General features: G+C 33.4%; 22 protein-coding genes. All 22 read right to left on the bottom strand.

Annotated elements, in window-relative coordinates; translation table 11 throughout:
• Positions 1-6: 6 nt before the first annotated feature.
• Complete coding sequence (locus C1Y58_RS12910) at positions 7-606, bottom strand: Type 1 glutamine amidotransferase-like domain-containing protein (protein WP_105616455.1); 600 nt, start codon at positions 604-606, stop codon at positions 7-9.
• Positions 607-726: 120 nt separating this feature from the next.
• Positions 727-1368: a hypothetical protein gene (locus tag C1Y58_RS12915; RefSeq protein WP_105616456.1), complete on the bottom strand. Its 642-nt coding sequence runs from the start codon at positions 1366-1368 to the stop codon at positions 727-729.
• Positions 1361-1708, bottom strand: coding sequence for a TIGR04076 family protein (locus C1Y58_RS12920; RefSeq protein ID WP_105616457.1), 348 nt, complete (start codon positions 1706-1708; stop codon positions 1361-1363). The genes C1Y58_RS12915 and C1Y58_RS12920 overlap by 8 nt, the downstream gene beginning before the upstream one ends.
• 114 nt (positions 1709-1822) lie before the next feature.
• Positions 1823-2179, bottom strand: coding sequence for a hypothetical protein (locus tag C1Y58_RS12925; RefSeq protein ID WP_330404422.1), 357 nt, complete (start codon positions 2177-2179; stop codon positions 1823-1825).
• A gap of 446 nt (positions 2180-2625) precedes the next feature.
• Entirely contained in the window at positions 2626-3033 is a 408-nt protein-coding gene (locus tag C1Y58_RS12930; RefSeq protein ID WP_105616458.1) for a hypothetical protein, read from the bottom strand.
• A gap of 453 nt (positions 3034-3486) precedes the next feature.
• Entirely contained in the window at positions 3487-4215 is a 729-nt protein-coding gene (locus tag C1Y58_RS12935) for a Fic family protein (protein WP_105616459.1), read from the bottom strand.
• Between the two features lie 271 nt (positions 4216-4486).
• Positions 4487-5470, bottom strand: coding sequence for an alpha/beta hydrolase (locus tag C1Y58_RS12940; protein ID WP_105616460.1), 984 nt, complete (start codon positions 5468-5470; stop codon positions 4487-4489).
• Between the two features lie 754 nt (positions 5471-6224).
• Positions 6225-6365, bottom strand: a complete 141-nt coding sequence (locus C1Y58_RS26455) for a hypothetical protein (protein ID WP_157950081.1) — start codon at positions 6363-6365, stop codon at positions 6225-6227.
• 344 nt (positions 6366-6709) lie between these two features.
• Positions 6710-7156, bottom strand: a complete 447-nt coding sequence (locus tag C1Y58_RS12945; protein WP_105616503.1) for a GNAT family N-acetyltransferase — start codon at positions 7154-7156, stop codon at positions 6710-6712.
• A gap of 268 nt (positions 7157-7424) precedes the next feature.
• Complete coding sequence (locus tag C1Y58_RS12950; protein ID WP_105616461.1) at positions 7425-7874, bottom strand: XAC2610-related protein; 450 nt, start codon at positions 7872-7874, stop codon at positions 7425-7427.
• Between the two features lie 254 nt (positions 7875-8128).
• Entirely contained in the window at positions 8129-8752 is a 624-nt protein-coding gene (locus tag C1Y58_RS12955; RefSeq protein ID WP_330404427.1) for a DUF362 domain-containing protein, read from the bottom strand.
• Between the two features lie 278 nt (positions 8753-9030).
• Entirely contained in the window at positions 9031-9552 is a 522-nt protein-coding gene (locus C1Y58_RS12960; protein WP_105616463.1) for a hypothetical protein, read from the bottom strand.
• Positions 9553-9702: 150 nt separating this feature from the next.
• Positions 9703-10251, bottom strand: coding sequence for an NUDIX domain-containing protein (locus tag C1Y58_RS12965; protein ID WP_105616464.1), 549 nt, complete (start codon positions 10249-10251; stop codon positions 9703-9705).
• Between the two features lie 233 nt (positions 10252-10484).
• Complete coding sequence (locus C1Y58_RS12970; protein WP_105616465.1) at positions 10485-11411, bottom strand: NAD(P)-dependent alcohol dehydrogenase; 927 nt, start codon at positions 11409-11411, stop codon at positions 10485-10487.
• Positions 11412-11572: 161 nt separating this feature from the next.
• Entirely contained in the window at positions 11573-11833 is a 261-nt protein-coding gene (locus C1Y58_RS12975; RefSeq protein WP_105616466.1) for a cupin domain-containing protein, read from the bottom strand.
• Positions 11830-12051: a cupin domain-containing protein gene (locus C1Y58_RS12980; RefSeq protein ID WP_105616467.1), complete on the bottom strand. Its 222-nt coding sequence runs from the start codon at positions 12049-12051 to the stop codon at positions 11830-11832. The genes C1Y58_RS12975 and C1Y58_RS12980 overlap by 4 nt, the downstream gene beginning before the upstream one ends.
• Before the next feature lie 339 nt (positions 12052-12390).
• Complete coding sequence (locus C1Y58_RS12985) at positions 12391-12849, bottom strand: NUDIX domain-containing protein (RefSeq protein WP_157950082.1); 459 nt, start codon at positions 12847-12849, stop codon at positions 12391-12393.
• A 379-nt stretch (positions 12850-13228) separates the two neighbouring features.
• Positions 13229-13846, bottom strand: coding sequence for a lactate utilization protein (locus tag C1Y58_RS12990; RefSeq protein WP_105616469.1), 618 nt, complete (start codon positions 13844-13846; stop codon positions 13229-13231).
• A gap of 286 nt (positions 13847-14132) precedes the next feature.
• Positions 14133-14804, bottom strand: coding sequence for a DUF7957 family protein (locus C1Y58_RS12995; protein WP_105616470.1), 672 nt, complete (start codon positions 14802-14804; stop codon positions 14133-14135).
• Between the two features lie 354 nt (positions 14805-15158).
• Positions 15159-16109 (bottom strand): GNAT family N-acetyltransferase, encoded by a 951-nt coding sequence (locus C1Y58_RS13000; protein WP_157950083.1) that lies wholly within the window; start codon positions 16107-16109, stop codon positions 15159-15161.
• Positions 16110-16337: 228 nt separating this feature from the next.
• Positions 16338-17021 (bottom strand): hypothetical protein, encoded by a 684-nt coding sequence (locus C1Y58_RS13005; RefSeq protein WP_105616472.1) that lies wholly within the window; start codon positions 17019-17021, stop codon positions 16338-16340.
• Positions 17022-17703: 682 nt separating this feature from the next.
• Complete coding sequence (locus C1Y58_RS13010; RefSeq protein ID WP_105616473.1) at positions 17704-18471, bottom strand: nucleotidyltransferase domain-containing protein; 768 nt, start codon at positions 18469-18471, stop codon at positions 17704-17706.
• Positions 18472-18712 lie beyond the last annotated feature (241 nt).

Raw genomic sequence — 18712 nt, forward strand, 5'->3', positions numbered from 1 at the left:
TTTATTTTATATTGGATTTATTATTTCTATTTCATTAATTACTCTTTCACCCTTTTCATCTATCACTAGTGCAGAACTTTCTGGTAGTCCTATTACTTTATTGTTTGACTTCAATGCGATGTTCTTTAGTCTTGAATATTCATCGTTAGTATAATGAGGGCATATAGAGTATTTAACTATTCCTAACCCTTTTGTATCTTTCAATCCAATAATATCATCACTATTTGCGGTTTTTATATCTTCTCCAAATACTACCGCTCCAGCACTGTTACCTACAAATATCTTTTCTTTATACTTCTTTTCTATAAACCTCGAAAACCCTGATGTATTTATAATATTCATTAATTTATATGTATTACCACCTGCAATAAAAATAACTTTAGCCCTATTAGCAATCTCCCAACCATTACATAAATCAATAGGAAGAATATTAGTTAACCTATAATTCGCCATTTGTTTTTTGAAAAAATCTAAATATTCTTTTTCTGATCTAACTGTAGCTGCTGGAACAAATCCTATTAAATCTTCTTTACTTATAAGCTTAATCCACTCTTTATCAATTACTTTAGACTCAGGATAGTATGAGCCTCCATTTAAAACAATCATAACTCTTGATCTTCCCTTTCATTATACTATAGTATAGCATGTGCCAATAGGCTTAATGACCCTCGTACGAACATTATGCAAATGCATTGTTAGGCCAAGTAAACTACGAAATCCACAACTCTAATTTTTAAGGATTTTTAGTGACTCTAAAGCATTGTAAATTCTAATGTCATTCCTATTATCTTCAACACCCACAGGATTAAGAGTAATTCTTACACCATCTGAACGGTCAATCATTACTGCTCCAATCGGAAGAAAGGAAGAATATATAGATTGATTATAATATCCATCATATATCAATTCATTATCGATATAAACTATAAACTTATCCCTAGATCCAGTATCAAATATTTTGCTCCCACCTATCCTGTTATTATCCATTGTGTTTGAAATACTCTCATGAAAAATGAGGGTAACCCCTGTTCCTGAGTTAGAATTTGTGCTTTTGTCCTCATTGTTACTGTTAAGTTCCTTATATTTATCAATGTAGCCTTCCTTGAAGACTATTGTATGGGTACTCCAGTCATAATAATCTATATTATCATCTGTAAACAACGGCTCACTGCTGACCATATATTCATCTGAATTTTTCTCGACTGCATTATAAAATTCAATAGTATGCTTTGTGTCTTTATCAACTTTACTTTTACAACTTAAAATAATACATACTAGCAATATTAAAACGCAAAATAGAATCGCTATACGCCTTATAAATTCCCTCCCACTTCTTATACCAGTAGCAATAAATTTAAAATTAATCAAAAAACTTCCCCTTATAAAAATTCTCATTCCTAAGTTTCTTTGCCGTCAGCCTAAACATAACGCAGCCATCTGGACATACAATATCTTTGCTATATTTGCTAGTTCCGCCGATATTCTCTAAATCTCCACCGCTTCTGACAGCCTCCATAATTGGAAACATAATCATCATTGCTTTGGAGCAAATACCCTGTCCATCTGTATTTACAGGACAGCCATAGGTGCAGGTATACTTATCTCCGACTTCCTCGCCATTTCGGCAATACCGCTCTGTGTGGTCACCACGCAGAAACCCTATTACCTCGATTTCCCATTCATACTCCTCATCATACCATTTTTTCATGATAAACCTCCAACTTGAAATTTGTCTACTCATTGTTTATAAATAATCTTTACGAAAATATTTAGGTGACCCCGACTACTAATGATGTTAGACATGATGCGTAATTGTTGACTATTACGCATCTACTAAATATCTAACTGTCTTATTATTTTTTAATGCATAACTTATCTCACTACGTGTGCTTTCGCCTATATAACCATCTACATTGATTACAAATATTTCATCAGCCATATCTATTTTTCTTTTGTGCATATCGTCCAACATTTCTTTAGTTCCTTTAGTCCAAACTTCTTTATCACCTGAATGACCAAACAGTCCTACAGAAATAACAATACAACCCTTTAATGTTAATTCTTTTTGCACTTCAAGAAATTTCTTTTTAAATCTAGTGCTCCCACACAGTGTTATAACCTTATAAGTTCTAATCATTTTATCACCATTGTCACAATCATAATCTCTTGGACATAACATATATTCTCTCTCCTTTGCAATTTATCTCAAAAAGGGGTGGTGTCCGCTCATAGACCCCCTTTTATTAGGTTATTTCAAACCCCAAATTGTGTATCAATTTACTTTAGTAATATATCTCTTTGGAGTATTATTAGACCATTTCAAATGATAATATCATGTTAGAAATACTTTTTTTTACCCAAAAGAAATACCCCGAATTGAGTGATGTAATGTCTTATAACGTTACGTGTTGCCGACGTCTCTGAACCGGACACTCAGAGCCTTATTCACAGGCTGTGCTTGCACCTGGTGAAGGAATGTACATAGCGAACGGAAATATTTTGTTATCAGATGTTACCTCACTCAGCTTTGAAGCTAATCCCTAACAGTTTTTTAAGTCTTATGAGAAAATGCAACATTATCGTATTATTTTAAGGAAACCGCTCACTAATCAATCTTCTTACTTTTTAAAATTCCTTTTCCAACCTTCTCTTTAAAATTCCATATGTCAGTGCAAATAACCCTATTAACATAAATCCAACCCCAAAATATACCCCTATTTCCCAAGGAAGTATTGCAGGTGGAAAAGCAGAGTCTATTGGTGGATTAAATATTATTGAAAACCAACTCCATCCATAACCAATAAAGAACAAAGAACCGATTATATTTAAAAGTATATTCTTTCTAAAACTCAGTAACCATGCTGATGCAAGGTTTGATGTTATAAAAACTGCAGCACGTCCCCATTCAATTGACCCAACTTGTAATCCTATTAATATTATGAATAAAACCAAATAAGATGGTATTAATAGAAAAACAAACATAACTTTTCGATTATTTCTTAGCATTAGTTCATCTCCTTTTTCACTTAGCACAGGAACTGTCTCCTTTGCGTGCACTATATTTAAAACAATTTATAGCTTTCTGGAAAATATCTAAAACATTAATAAAAAATCTTGATTTCCCCTTACTTATTCTTCTATTTAAAATCTACTACCTAATAATTTCGTAAATTAAAGGTTCTAATGACTTTAAAGGAATACCCCGAAATGAGTGAGGTAATTTCTTATAACGTTCCGGATTTGCGATGTTTCCCAACCTTTAGAAGGAGGTACTCATGCCACGATCGTGGCTAATGTGCCGACTGTCGCGACGCGCTTAGGTTGGAGAATATCTGAGGGCATATCCCAAGAAGCTTTATGACCCTCGCCCGAACCTTGTGCAAATGTTTTGTTATACGAAGTCGAAACCGAACTTACATTTTTATCTTTTAATCGACATTTTGGCATAATATAATTTAAGGTCCCCAATAAATTGGGAACCATAATTTATACCAAACTTAAATATAAATCCAAGCTATTTTCAACCTCATCTTTTATTAAGTTCTCGAAATCCTCATAATTACCTGTTATATGAGCTTTATCAAATGCTTCATAATACTCTACTCTATTTTTGTTTTTAATAACAATTGGTGGATAACCTGCTTTCATAAGTTCTAAATTAAGAAGTAATCTAGCAGTTCTCCCATTACCATCTATAAAAGGATGAATCTTTACGAATTCACCATGTACTCTTGTAGCTCTTGCGATAGGATGTAATTCTTTTGCCTCATTTGAGTGATACCATACTATAAAATCTCTCATTAACTCACTTAATACTAGGAAATCTGGTGGTATATGTACGGCACCAGCTATGATCACATTTTGATCTCTATACTTCCCAGCATATTCATCATTAATTCCTTTTAATACTAGACCGTGAATCGTTATAATTTGCCACTCTGAAAACTCTTCTCGTTTCTTTACGATATCTTCAACATACAAAATTGCTTCTTTATGATTTATAACTTCAAGATGCTCTCTTAATGTCTTTCCTCCTATAGTAACTCCCTCTAATACAACTTTAGTCTCTACAAGAGTTAAAGTATTACCTTCAATAGCATTAGAATTGTATGTCCAATCAAGAAGTAATTTCTCTCTAATACTCTGAACTGTTCCTGCTGGAAGTGGTCTACGGTTGTCCAATTTATCTTTCTTAACATCTACTTCTCTAAACACTTAATCACCACATTTCCTTTTCTTTTCTTAATTTTACCCTATATCACCTTTAGTGTCTAGGAGATTAGGTTTCGATTTTGTATAACGTTCTGTATTCCAACGTCTCTGAATCTGACCCGCAAAGCCCTTCTTCCTGGCGGTGCTTACACCCGGTGAAGCGATGTGTGCAGCGAACGGAAATATTTTGTTAGGCTATAAAATTAATGGAAATTCCCAACACACCATTAAACTTATTAAATCATATTCTATATGTGCAAATTAATTTTTCACCTTACTGTTGAGTTACCGTTGATATAAATTCTAATATTCTATCACAATACTCTTTGTCTTGTTCCATATTGATGAAATCGCAATCTTTAATTATAAAGTGTTCCCAAGAATCTCTTAACCACCATTCACAATTGCTTGATGCTACTTTTAACAAACGATGCATATTCTCTGCTTGTACTTCAGAATCACCAGTACATGCAATTAGAAGAGCCGGTCTATTGTCCATATTCCCTATTTGATTAATTGGTCTCATATCTTTAAACTCATCACCAAAAACTAATGTGAGATAAAAACTTGTTATGAGTTTCTCAATTTCACAAATGAAAGATGGAATATTATATTCTATCATTGTGTCATAGACCACATCTTCAAAACTTGAGTAAGCAGACATAGCAATAAGACCATCTATATCTTTTAACGAACCAAAGGAATTAATTGCCACAGCACCGCCCATAGATACTCCATGAACAATAATTGGTAGATTATCATACTTTTCTTGTCCTTTAATATAATCAACTACTGCTTTAGTATCCAATACCTCTTTATAACCTAAACAAACCTCTTCCCCTTCACTATTTCCATGTCCTCTTACTTCTAGTAGTATAGATGCATAACCCTCATCTTTCATCCATTTAGAATGCCCATAGAAATAAGTAACTGATGGTTGTCTAATTCCTGTTAAGTAAATAATAATCCCCTTTGGATTAGGAGTTAAAACTTCTGATACCCATACCTTCAGCCCATCATCAGTTGTTAATTTCATCTCATTAACATTTAAGCCAAAGTCATTTGCATCATATATATGTTGTAATGGATTTTCAGATAAGTTTCCTTCATAGGTAACTTTTTGTTTTGATTGACTAATAATTATTATAGGTATTATAAATAACACAATTATTGATAAAACCAATATACCAATAAATACATTTTTTATTCTCTCGATCCGTATCTTGCAAAATATTGTAGCATTCAAGTTATTTTTCATTATTCTGTGTCCCTTTCATTATTCCCCTGTTATTTAATTACATTAAAAAACTTATATAAATTTATGTATATAGTAATTAAATCTTTCGCCTAACGTTACGTGTTGCCGACGTAACTCAGCATTAGAGCGGAGGAGCTCATATCACGCATGTGACTAATGTGCCGAGTGTCGCGATGCGCTTAGGTTGAGGAATGTGTGAGGGCATGACCTATTAGGAATCCCTCTTGGAAAACTCAAGAGGATTTATGACCCCGCCCGATCCTTGCGACAATATGTTCTTATAGGATGTTGTTAATTTCTCCAAATCTGCATGAGCACTTTTTTAAATGCCTATACACATTCTATCATTTAAAATCTAAGTTAAATCATTTTTATCTCAGTGTACATAATTAGAAAATTCACCTACATAAAATAATAGTAACACTGATCTGATCTCGAATTTAAAGCCACATTTATCAGATATGTTTTTTACTCGACAAACATAAAAGCAATATATTTCTTACCTTCAACTTCGCCTTATCTTTCATCTACAATAACTGCTACCTTGAATTATCTATCGCAATAATTCCAAACAATTCAATGGTACCCATCCTTGGATGGATTTATCGCTATTTTTGACTCCCTATACCCAACCATTTAGATTTTTTTCACCCTGAATAATGTCACCAATAACTACATCAAATTCGTGTGCATTATAATCTTCTAACATAATACCATTCTCATCTATAATTTGTTTAGGAATCCATCCACTATTCTAACCAGTATTACAGTATATCCAATTCGGCCAATCTCCTGCTGGATTAGACTCTTCGATAGGTGTTATAATATCTCCACGAAAAACTTTAACTGGTTTTCTTTTTTCAGCTTTTCTATCTGCTACTACTCTATAATTCATAGTCTTCTCCCCTGTCAATCCTATTTCACACCTTTGTGCAATTAACCTAATAATTTTAATCTCTAATGTCCTGTACTAATTATAATGTATTTACTCCAAAGTTCTTCTCTAAAATGGATAAATTAATATCCTATAACGTTCTGTGTTCCAGACGTTCCTGAACCGGACCTCATAGTCCTTCTCCTTGGTGCGCTTGCGCCGGTGAAGGAATGTATGAGGGCAATACCCAAGAGGTTTTTTGACACTCGCCCGAATGAATGTGAACACTTTGTTATGTGATGATGCATGCCGAAACTGTCGTTACCATAAAACCAATCTCTTAAGTTATAAATGTAGTTTATTAGTTACGTAAAAGATTTAATATAATTCTTTTGGTCTTTTGTATAAATATACCCCTGTCGTTCGTAGAACCTATGTGCATCTATTCTACTTGGGTGTGTTAGAAGTTTAATACCAGAAAACTTATTACTTTTTGCCCAACATTCAAGGCTATCAATCAAAATACTGCCAATACCCTTATTTCTATACTTTTCTTTCACAATAAACCCTAAAATATTTATTAAAGAATCTGAGAACAGCAACTCATATGGACTTCCATGAATATATCCTATTACTTCACCGTTTAGCTCACTAACGAAAATTATATCTTTTGTATTGCTCAGAATTAATTCAATCCGTTTTTGTACTTTGTCTTCATGATACAAATTATATTTCGGGTTGAATTCTTTATTTAACAAATAAATATCCTTGTAATCCGTAGCTTTGATTTCTCTAATATTAATTTCTTTCATTTTAATCTCCTTAACTCGTAACATTAAAATATTATATAGTAATAATATAAGTTTTTTGATCCTAACATGCACTTTTACATAACGTTTCGCATCTGCGACGTTCCTGAACCAGACTCTAAATGAATACCGTCTTGGCGTGCTTGCACCGGTGAAGGAATGTGGTGAGCCAGACCCGTTAGGAATCCATCGCAGGGTTGACCTAGGGGAATACCCTGCGAACCCTTGCGAAGATGCATTGTTAGATAAAGTTCTCCAATAAGCTATCATGCTATTCTCCATAGTAATTCAAGTCCCACCATCTGAAAAATTCATCATAGATCTCTCCTGAAAACTCTTCAGTAACTAAAGTATCCTTATTGAATACTTCTACTAATTCTCCATCTATAAAGTCTTCTACTCTCAAAGTATGTAAATGTTCCCCATATTCGTTTTCAAATGGATAACCGATATCAAAATATCTTATGCTAGTAAGTTTCGAGTCTATATATTTATAGTATCTCGTTTCGCTGGAAACTGCACTGTCTCTCCAAAACGCACTAACTATTTTAGTTTCTTCATAGAATTGTGGTATCGAAAGCTCATTTAGCTCATATGATTCAACAAAACTTTCAGTTTGAATATCCCATATCCAAAATCTGCAATAATAATTGGCATTTCCTCTGTTATCAATATAATAGAAATCTAAATTTCCATCAAAATTTGCATCGACTATAGTCAAATCTCAAAACAATGTACCCAAAGTCGTATCTTCAATTACTTGAACTGGAGTTTTTTTTCGGATTTGCGACTTTTCCCCTTTAGAAGGAGGTGCTCATGCCCTGCAAAGGGTTAATGCGCCGACTGTCGCGACTGCGATTAGGTTGGGGTATGTGTGAGGGTATGTCTCATTAGGCTTTATGACCCCCGCCCAAACCTTGCGCAAATGTTTTGTTAGATGATGTAGCAATACATGACCCTAGTAGTATTTATTATTTAAGTACTCAGTATCATTAAATATTCAGGTATTTCAATATCAAAATATTTCTTTAATACATACAAATCTAGTTCAATACCATCATTACCTACTAAAATCTCAGGTATATTAAACTCACCCTTCACTTCATCCATTGATAATCCCCCATTGATGAAAAAATCAAATGGTGAGTAATTTTGAATTGCTGAATATATATTTGCAACAGACTTATGTAAATCGAGATGTATCCTTGGTCTCCATGTCACTGATCTCCCTATTTGATAAAATTTCCTTGGCACAGCACCTACAAATAACTTCACATTATTAGAGTATTTGGCATTAAGTCGCTTACTAGCCACTGGAATTGCTATTCTCAGATCATACATATTGAAGCATTTGGGTATGTAATGAGTCTCATCTCCAACTGTTATTGGTTCCACCTCTTCAAAGTCTAAATCAATTAACTTAACCTTATATTTCTTGACTATTTCTCTTAATCCAATTTCATTGACATTTTGTTCTAAGTATCCATCTGCGCTCTCTGCAATAGTACACTTAACATTATGTTTTGATAAATAAGTTATTATCATTAATATTAGCTCTGTACTTGTCCTTGGATGATTTTTAATAGGAGGTCTTGCCAGATTTACTTATATAATTGCTGTACTTGCATTTTCACATGATTGTTTTATCCCCATCCTATCAAATAACTTGAAGACTTCATCTACATCTAGTCTTGTGGAAAGAAACATTACCAATCCCCCCTAATTCATTAAATATATAACTTCACGGAGATACGACCCATGAGATTATGATCCTACCCGAACCTTGTGGAAACATTTTGTTATGTGAAGTCATGCAAAAATTAACTCCCTGCAATTAGTAACTTGTTTTTCCATGTAAATCATTGCTTCAACAAGATTTAAATGCCATAAGGGAATGTGAAATGATACCAATTTTCTTTAATTTGTGTTATGAAGTTATCATCCAAAATGATAGGATCTTTAATCTCTTTTACATCAACAATATAAATAAGTGCATCTTCAGATATCATACATCTAATACTACTATTAGTTACTTCTATTCTATCAACATGGTAATTATCTAAAATACTAATCACCAATTCTTCTAGATTGTTGTCCTGCCACTCAAAGTTAATTTTATCTAAGTCCATATAGTATTCATATTGATTATTATCAGTTCTTTTTATCACAAAAGAAGCTTCTGGTGAATCATTTATATTAACTTTAATTGCTATCAAATCACTAGAATAAGTACTAATGTCTTTTGATTTATTATCATATAGTTCATTAATCATTGAGCTAACACTACTACCAGTATCCCAGTCTTCTGCAGGTTCACCATTAATATAATCGTTACTACTACAACCTATTAAAAAGCATAAATATAATATAATTATTGAATATAAAATGAATCTCTTCATGCTGTATCTCCCTAAGTTTCTAACTAAAAATTTCACACTAACTCGATACTCGTTATAAAAGGATTTCACATAACGTCTCGAATTTGCGACAATTTCTCAACCTTAGAAAGCTCTTATCTTAGGTTGATGAATGTGTGAGAGCATATCCTATTAGGCTTTTTGACCCTCGCCTGAACCTTGTGCAAATGTATTGTTAGAGGATGTTTGACTACTCACCATTTTACCTGTTTTTCTGGTATCAACACAAAATTGCATGATGTATTTATCGACCTCATCAAATCTACCGATGTCATCTTTCAAATTCCATAACATTATTTCTTTCATCTCTGCATTTTCCTGAAAAGGTGCTATCTTATCTATTTCCTTATAGAATAATGCCTGATATTTAATCTTTTTCTTATTATTATCAAAAATTTTTGCAAGACCTATAAACTCGACTTCATCTATCTTTTGACTAGTCTCTTCTTCTAACTCTCGAATTACACATTCTCTTGCTGTTTCCCCTATTTCGATTGCTCCACCTGGAATCTCCCACTGCTTTCTGTACCTATTAAAACCAATCATGTATTTGTCTTTATACTTTACAACTATTAAACTTCCTGTTAAGGGTGTATAGTTATTATTTTCTAAAATATCTTCTTCAGCTAACATTATAAATCTAACTAGATTGTATCCCCATTCGTTTGTAACTATATACATTTCTCATCACCTCTAATCGATGAATATTTGTAATTCTGACCCAATAGGAATTCTCTGATATGAGTAGGTAAATGTCCGCTAACGTCTCGTGTTTGCGACGTTCCTGAACTGGACCCTAAAGGAATACCGTCTTGGAGGTGCTCGTACCCAGCGAAGGAATGTGGTGCCGACTGGCTCGCCCCCAAGAACTTTACCCTAGGCACCCTTGCGCTAAACATATTGTTAGGCGGTCATTATTCATTATTTACTTTTATTACAACATTTCCTTTTTTATGTCCCTTGTCAACATATCTATGAGCCTCAACAATTTCATTAATGGAATATGTCCTATCCAAAACAGGTTTTAGTTTGTTACCTTCAATCAAGTCTTTTAGGAATAACAAATCTTCTTCTTTTATTTTAGGAAGACGAGAGTTGTTTAGAAAAACACCGTTTCCCTTTAATATTTTTCTGCATTTTGAAGGTTTCGACTTCATCACGGCATCATAAATAATGTCGTACTTATCTTGCTTTTTGGTAAAATCTTCTTTCGTGTAATCAATTATTTTATCAGCTCCTATAGATTTTACCAGTTCGAAATTCTTTGCACTACAAACAGCGGTGACCTCTGCTCCGTAGTATTTGGCCAGTTGTATAGCATATGTTCCAAGACTTCCCGATGCTCCATTTATCAATATCTTCTGGCCTTTCCTAATATTTGCTTTCTGTAGGTTTTTTAACGCTGTTAGTCCTCCAGCCGGAATAGCTGCTGCTTCTCCGTATGATAAATTCTCAGGTTTTAAGGCAACCAGTCCTTTTCTTTCCTGAGTTCCTTCTTTTACTTTTTCAGGCAAACAACGGTATTCAGCATAACCTCCTAAACCAAGCCCCGTCAATGCAAATACCTCATCACCTTTTTTGAATGATCTTACATCTTTACCAACAGATTCGATTATGCCGGATATTTCCATGCCAAGTATTAAATTTTTGTTTGGTTTTAATAGACCAAATATAAATCTTACATAAAATGGATCAACTCTTCTAATACGGGTATCGCCTATATGTGCTGTAGTTGCATATACTTTTATTAAAACCTCATTATCTTTGGGTTTCGGTTTCTCAACTTCTTTAATTTGAAGAACTTCAGGTGATCCGTATTTCGTACATATGACTGCTTTCATTTTGTTACTTCCTCCTTTATTCAGATTATATCTGTCCGGTTTTATAACATTTAAAATTCAATTGAATCATATTCTATCAAATATCTGTATCATCTGCCCTATAAAAACATAATTATTGTTAGATGATGTAATCAAATGGAAGCACTAGACAACCTTCAATGTTACCAGATGTCCTTTATTTTCTCTTCTCCATGAAAATAGTCTACTTGGTTCTCTGTTTCATATAACTCAAAATCAGGAAGAATGTTAACCTTACCTGAATCAGGATAATCACAAACATCCATACCTAAATCTGTTCTAATATCGACATACTTGCAAGGTTCAGTGCCATTATTCTTCAATTGATGAGCTCCGTCTGGACCCATTTCAAAGAAAATCACATCACCTGCCTTAACACTTTGTATTCCTTCAGGTGTTCTCAATAATGCTTCACCTTCAAGGATTTTAACATCTCTTCTGCGTTTCTATGAGAATGATAAGGATACGAGTACTTCCCTGGCTCCAGAATCCTTATGTTGAACTTTAAATTCTTCGACTGAACCCTTTCATTAATGTTAGAAATTGAACTCCAACAATATTCAGGGATTTCTCGTTCTTTACGGAAATATTCTACGTTACTATCACTAAACACCTTTGCCATAACGACCTCCCTCTACCTACAGATTTGCATACTCAAAGACTAATCTGATTATTTCATCTAACGTTCTGTGTTCCCGACGTTCCTGAACCGGACCTCATAGTCCTCCTCCTTAGTGCACTTGCGCCGGTGAAGGAATGTGTAAGAGCATTTCCCAAGAGGTTTCTTGACGCTAGCCCCAATGAACGGTGAACACTTTGTTAGATGATGGAGTGATATCACTCTCTATTGCCCTCTTTAAACACTATATTAAATAAACTGCTATTCATAACTCTGATTTCTACTTACCTTAACATTATATACATGGGCGATAACCGACTTTTTTGTAATTACGTATTATGTTCATAACATGAAAGTTTTATAAATTTCTTCAACTGCCCAAATTTGATGGGGAAGAAAAAGTTTTTCTCTTATTTCATCAATGGTTAGCCAAACAAGAAAATGGTCCGGTTCAGTTGGTTTTGACACAACTTTATTAATTTCCATATAATAAAAGTATCCTATCCCATGAAAACTGGTTTTGGTTTGCTCAATAAAATGATAATAGTCACCCTTGCAAACAAAATTTTTAGGTGTAACACTAAGTCCAGCCTCTTCCAAACACTCTCTTTTTATACATTCGGAGTGTTTTTCATCGCCTTCAATTCCACCTCCAAGTAAAAAGTACCCTTCTTTTCTATTATAAAGGTGTGTCATAGCAACAGGTATTTTTCCGTTTTCATCAAAGCCAACGCCATATGCTCCAACTCGCTCTACATATATTTCATTTAACTTCTTCTGTCCAAATGTTTTTTCTGACATAGCATCTTCATCCTCCACAAAACAAATATGTATTTTATTACTACTTTTAAGTTTCTGTATATTAAAATGTATTAGCATAGTAATCTCTGTGTATCGATGACCCCATAGCAGTTCTCTGAAATGATATCACTCTGTTATCTAACGTCTCAGTATTTCCGACGTTCCAGCACCTTAGAAGGAGTTACTCATGCCCTGATTAAGGGCTAATGCAACGACTGTCGCGACGCGCTTAGGTGGTGGAATGTGTGAGGGTTTACCCTAGAGGAATACCCAACCCAAACGAATGGAAATACATTGTTATGTGTAGTTGGTTTACTCAGCTTCGAAGCTACTACTCAAATCTTATTCCTATTCATATGTATATAAATCTACTTATAAATTAAAATCCTAAATCTTCATCTACAATAAATACTTTCATTCTATTAGATACATATTGTCCTTGTATAACAACTAGATAATTGCATACCCTTTCACTTGAGTTACAATCAATACATTTCTTCAATCTCACACATGGAGGATTATATCCTGCTCGTTTAGCATTTTGGGGTGAAGCTATATTTTTTGTTCTAAAAATTGCTTGTTCCAATGTATTAGTTATCTTATTTTTTCCAACTACAATTATAACATTATCTGGACCATACATTAAGGCAGCCACTCTATTTCCACTATGATCAATATTAACAATGTGACCATCTACAGATATTGCATTGCTTCCTAAAATATACCAATCAGATAATAGTGATTTTTTCTTTAAAGCTGTAACTTCTGATTGATTTTTTGCTTTTGTTTTATCATAAACAATATTTCCTCTACTTCCCAAGTCTTCACTTATACCAATTTTCTTTAAAGTTGCAGAATTTCCTATTCCCACGGAACAATAAAGAGGTATTATATTTAAGATGTTATCTTTCAATTCATTAATATCATCATAAAATTCAACTTCAATATTTCTACGCTGAAAATTGCATCGCATTTTTTCCATTAGATTAATATCCATACAAAACTCCTTAAAATAAATTTATTTATATTTATTAATGACCCCATAGAAATACCCCGAAATGAGTAAGCCAATTACATATAACGTTTCGGATTAGCGACGTTTCTCAACCTTAGAGCGAAGGTGTTCATGCCCTGCTAAGGGCTAATGTACAGAGTGTTCCGACGGACTTAGGTTGAGGAATGTGTGAGGGCATGCCCCATGAGGCTTTATGACCCTTGCCCGAACTTTATGCAAATCTTTTGTTATATGATGCTATTCCATATTACTCCAGAGAAAGACCCAATTATTTTGTAATTACTTTTTGTAGTACCTCTTTTTTCATGGGATCAATAGTATATTGTATTCCTGCAAAACTAGTACAAACAACATTATAGTTATAGTCTAACATCATTGATACCCAAACGTCTTCTTTCTGTATGATATCAAAAATGTTCCATACAATCTCACCAACGTAATTCAAACAAAATATATTATTTACTTTCTGGTCTGCCATGTTTACTCCACTACAAGTCCTGTTAAAAAGATGTACAATAATAAATTCATTAGTTACCTCTAGTGAGTCTATCGTATCCTTAAAGCTGATTACTCTATCTCCTATTATAAGTTGATTATCTTTTTCTACCCAATTAATCATCTTATCCATCTCCTTGATATCATGCCGCAATCCTCTAACTTTAAGCCAATTTATTAGTTCTCTCTGAATTTGAAGTCTTTCTCTAAAACTATGATAAAAATATTGATTTTGCACTACATCATAACTTTTATTCAAATATTGAATTTCACCCCAAACGAGAACATCAAAATTTTCACTTCCTGACATCTCAGCTAGAATGGGGAGTACTGCATTATTTTTTACATAATATATAGTAGCGACTCTACCTTTGGGTCTCCACTGAAAACCTTCTTGAGTCATATTAATATTATCTTTAATGATTTGCTGTGTTATACTACTCATCATTCTTCTCCCTATATATTTGACATATAGACGGTCCTAGACAATACCCTAAACTCATTTATGGAATAGTGTTATATAACGTACCTTGTTTCCGACGTTTCTGAAACAGACCTCAGATCTCTTCTTCTAAGCGGTGCTTGCACCCGGTGAAGGAATGTGCGTTAGCGAATGGAATCATTTTGTTATTAGACGTTACCTCAATCAGGCTCAAAGCCCATCAAGTGATTTTAGTCATGCTTATTCACTTCAATTCACACAAATAATTACTACTAAAGTATATTTATCTCATTATATATAATATAAATATTAACCTTTCGTCTACTTCCAAACTGTGTACGCTTAAATTCTAATTTATTACTTATTTCCTGGTATATATAATCTTTTGAATTCAACACCAGGAATGAATCCAAGCTCATAATATACTGATTCTGCAACATTACCTATTGTTACAAATAATCGTAAAACAGGGTATTGATTCTTTAATACAGTTAGTGCCTTCTTTATCATTGTAGTTGCAAGACGTTTCCCTCTGTATTCAGGGTTAACTCCAATAGTATGAATTAAAGGCCACTCTTCAAGAGATGATATAAGACAAGCACCAATCAGCTTATTGTGTGTTTTATCATATATAAGGGTAGATGCTTCAATCAATATGTCTTCTTTACACTCATAAAAATACTCATTTACTTCATCTAAATAATCTTTATAGCTAAGTACCTGTCCATCATGTTTAGTTGCATGATGATAATCAATATTATTATTAAAGCATTCAAAAAAAAGTTCAGCAATTTCTTTATTATTACTATAATTAGGAGTTTTTTCAATTATGCTACTATCCCATCTAAAATCATAAATTTCAGTAGGTCTCATCATCCATCTTCTATTTTTATCTGACCAAAACCCAAGCATTTCAAAATACTTAGATTGTTCAATGGGAATTTGGTAAGCATATATGTGCTTATTACAATCTGACCATTTAAGTAATAATTTCTTCAAGTATTTAATAATCTCATATGTATTTGTAAACGGTGGAATAAAAAATAAGCGTGATAATACATTTGGTTCTATTAACACTCCACCTATATTTCGTTTATCATCTTTAATCCAATAATAGCTTGCATTTTTTGAAAAAGGATTATCTAAACTTATCGCTACCCTTAAATCCCAATGTTTTACTGCAAATCTATTTGATATTATATCCCCATAAATTGATTCATATATTGCAAATTCTTTTGGATTAGCTTTAACTATCGAATATTTGTTGGATAATTCATAACAATTTATATCGCGTGACCACTTTTCCATTCTCATCATTACTCCTTATATCTCTTAAATTATATCATTATTAATTTTTTGTCCTCAAAGAAATACCCCGAAATGAGTGAGGTAATGTTCTTTTAGCGTCTCGTATTTCCGACGTTTCTGAACTGGACCCTCGAAACCTTTCTTCTTGGCGGTGCTTGCACCCGGTGAAGGAAGGTGCTAGCGAATGGAAATATATTGTTAGACGACGATATACCCGGAATATCTCAACTATCTGTTATCTAAGAATTTATTAATTCTTTCTTTCATCTTGTCATAAGGTCCAATTTCAACTTGCTTTTCAAGCTTTTCAATCAAGCTAACATCGACATTATCGTAGCCCCAAGCTTCAAAAACATTGAGATATGCATTACGATTACTAATAACAGGACTATCCATTGCATAAAGCAATATACGTTTTCCTTTACCGGGAAACTTCTTCAATCCTTGAAGAACAAAATTGAAGCTATTATAGATAAGAAAATCCTTGCCAATTCCCATTGAAGTGTCAGGGCCGATACACTTCTCTGCAAAAGGCAAGTTATGTAAAGCAAATTCCAAAATGTTGTCAATATTTGTTTCATTAGAGTGTTCCATTACATTGTACCAACAACCTACTTCACCTGCTTTTTTGATAAGTCTCTTCCAGTGGACTTCTTTCAAGTCCACATTTAGTCTTTTTGCAGCAACGTCTAATTTCAAAAATAGTGCTTTATCATCCGTTTCGGAATGTTGTTGTCCCATAGCTCCATCAAGTGCTCCTGGAGCCCACTTAATACCTTTGTCATCTCCGTACTCTTTTTCATCTGGAAGATTATGATTACCAGCAAGACATCCATTCTCATCAAGGTTATTAATAATGATATCATAGATTGGTAATCTTGATTTCCATGGTTCTTTAGCAAACAAATTCATTTCCACTCTCCTAACATAACAGTATTCATGTCTCTCGAATTCTACCAATGCAGTAGGGTATATTGTTGTCTAACGTACCTTATTTCTGACGTCTCTGAAACGACTCTTCGCAGACGGTGCTCGCACCCGGTGAAGAGATGTGCGTAGCGAACGGAAATATTTTGTTAGATGATGTGCTATAACATTACCCATAAGGAATACCCTGGGTTATAGACATCTCTACCTGTCTAAATATAAATATTCCGGAAAATTCGATTTAATTATTGTACGCTACACATTTTCTTATATTTGTCTTTTTGTCAGTTTTCCATTTTAAAACTTTATATAGAACATTGTTATAGAATTAGTTATTTGCCTTAAATTACTTAATTCAAAAACCCGCCATATGCTAAAATAATATCTTCATGAGTTATTGCTATAAACCAGTCAGTTGTATTATCAAAAACGATAAGATCATAATCCATTCAATCATCTTACAAATATCAAATTTAGAAACCCAATTTAATTCTTTTGAACGTACGTCATACACACAGACAAGTTTAGGTAATGTTGAAATTACAGTTTTCAATCTGCTAAATGAAAACGCTGATAAATATGGTACAGCTTCGCTTTTACAAACTATTCCATATCATTTTATTCATATTAATTTTATTTTCATATCACTTCTCACTAAAAACTATACTCATTTGGCGAGCTTAATTTCATCTTCCATAACATCTGCAAACTTTTGAATTTCATCTCCAAGTGTTTCTGTCCAATCCCAAAAAGTATTATCATTTAAATAATCCTGTGGATTTTTTCTAATTTGAACAGCTTTGCTCAAAGTTTCAGGTATAGGACATATTTGCTTTTCCAACGCCCATTCTCCAGCTTTGGTTTTTGCTATAACTTTTCCTGTTTGTAAGGTATATATTCCTCGTGCAATATCCAATAGCCAGCCAACCGAATAAATACTCCTACTAGTATTTACAGCATATTTCCGAATAGCTTCATAATGGCGAACTACATCCTCTTTAAGCTGCTCATAAGTTGGCATTGTCAATTTAGCTCTTATATCATTTCCATACAACAACACTCCGTCTGAAATTAGCTCATACATACTGAAACTGTCAAAATGATATGTGTCAGTAATTCGTTGTCCGCTTGTACCCCAATAAATAACTGTCTCTGTAGTCCCATTCATAAAGGTATTCAAAGATATTATCCCACCTTCAAACAATCGAAAATATTGATTTTCCTGATCCTTTTCAAGTAAACTTTGTCTTAATGAAACTAATGTATTTGCTTGTTTATCTGCGATGGGGAATTTCGTTAAGCATAAAATATCAATATCACTCCATCCAGATTTAAAATCTCCCAATGCTACAGAGCCAAAAAGGTATATAGCTGAGATATTATTACCAAGTATATCAACAATCGCTTCTTTCATTATTTGTATTGAGTTTTTCATATCATTCATCACCTCTGAAAATATAATAATATTTTCTTAACAAATACGATTCTTATAACTCTGACCCATATTCATCTTATAACATAAGTCCTGAGCAATTCTAAGAAAAAATCTTTCATCTAACGTTCACTTGTTTCCGACGTTTCTCAACCTTAGAGGTGTTCGCTCATGCCCTGATAGGGGCTAATGCGGACGCCGTCCCGACGGGCTTAGGTTGAGGAATGTACGAGGGCTGACCTTA

This window comes from Vallitalea okinawensis, assembly GCF_002964605.1.
In the GTDB taxonomy this organism is placed as follows: Bacteria; Bacillota; Clostridia; order Lachnospirales; family PQDH01; genus Vallitalea_A; species Vallitalea_A okinawensis.

Coding starts and splice junctions, on each gene's coding strand:
- C1Y58_RS12980 (WP_105616467.1), bottom strand. CDS start 12,051: ATGGCAAAGGTGTTTAGTGATAGTAACGTAGAATATTTCCGTAAAGAA.
- C1Y58_RS12990 (WP_105616469.1), bottom strand. CDS start 13,846: ATGGATATTAATCTAATGGAAAAAATGCGATGCAATTTTCAGCGTAGA.
- C1Y58_RS12910 (WP_105616455.1), bottom strand. CDS start 606: ATGATTGTTTTAAATGGAGGCTCATACTATCCTGAGTCTAAAGTAATT.
- C1Y58_RS26455 (WP_157950081.1), bottom strand. CDS start 6,365: ATGAATTATAGAGTAGTAGCAGATAGAAAAGCTGAAAAAAGAAAACCA.
- C1Y58_RS12985 (WP_157950082.1), bottom strand. CDS start 12,849: ATGTCAGAAAAAACATTTGGACAGAAGAAGTTAAATGAAATATATGTA.
- C1Y58_RS12925 (WP_330404422.1), bottom strand. CDS start 2,179: ATGTTATGTCCAAGAGATTATGATTGTGACAATGGTGATAAAATGATT.
- C1Y58_RS12960 (WP_105616463.1), bottom strand. CDS start 9,552: ATGAAGAGATTCATTTTATATTCAATAATTATATTATATTTATGCTTT.
- C1Y58_RS12995 (WP_105616470.1), bottom strand. CDS start 14,804: ATGAGTAGTATAACACAGCAAATCATTAAAGATAATATTAATATGACT.
- C1Y58_RS12920 (WP_105616457.1), bottom strand. CDS start 1,708: ATGAAAAAATGGTATGATGAGGAGTATGAATGGGAAATCGAGGTAATA.
- C1Y58_RS12965 (WP_105616464.1), bottom strand. CDS start 10,251: ATGTATATAGTTACAAACGAATGGGGATACAATCTAGTTAGATTTATA.
- C1Y58_RS12970 (WP_105616465.1), bottom strand. CDS start 11,411: ATGAAAGCAGTCATATGTACGAAATACGGATCACCTGAAGTTCTTCAA.
- C1Y58_RS12940 (WP_105616460.1), bottom strand. CDS start 5,470: ATGAAAAATAACTTGAATGCTACAATATTTTGCAAGATACGGATCGAG.
- C1Y58_RS13010 (WP_105616473.1), bottom strand. CDS start 18,471: ATGAAAAACTCAATACAAATAATGAAAGAAGCGATTGTTGATATACTT.
- C1Y58_RS13005 (WP_105616472.1), bottom strand. CDS start 17,021: ATGAATTTGTTTGCTAAAGAACCATGGAAATCAAGATTACCAATCTAT.
- C1Y58_RS12945 (WP_105616503.1), bottom strand. CDS start 7,156: ATGAAAGAAATTAATATTAGAGAAATCAAAGCTACGGATTACAAGGAT.
- C1Y58_RS13000 (WP_157950083.1), bottom strand. CDS start 16,109: ATGGAAAAGTGGTCACGCGATATAAATTGTTATGAATTATCCAACAAA.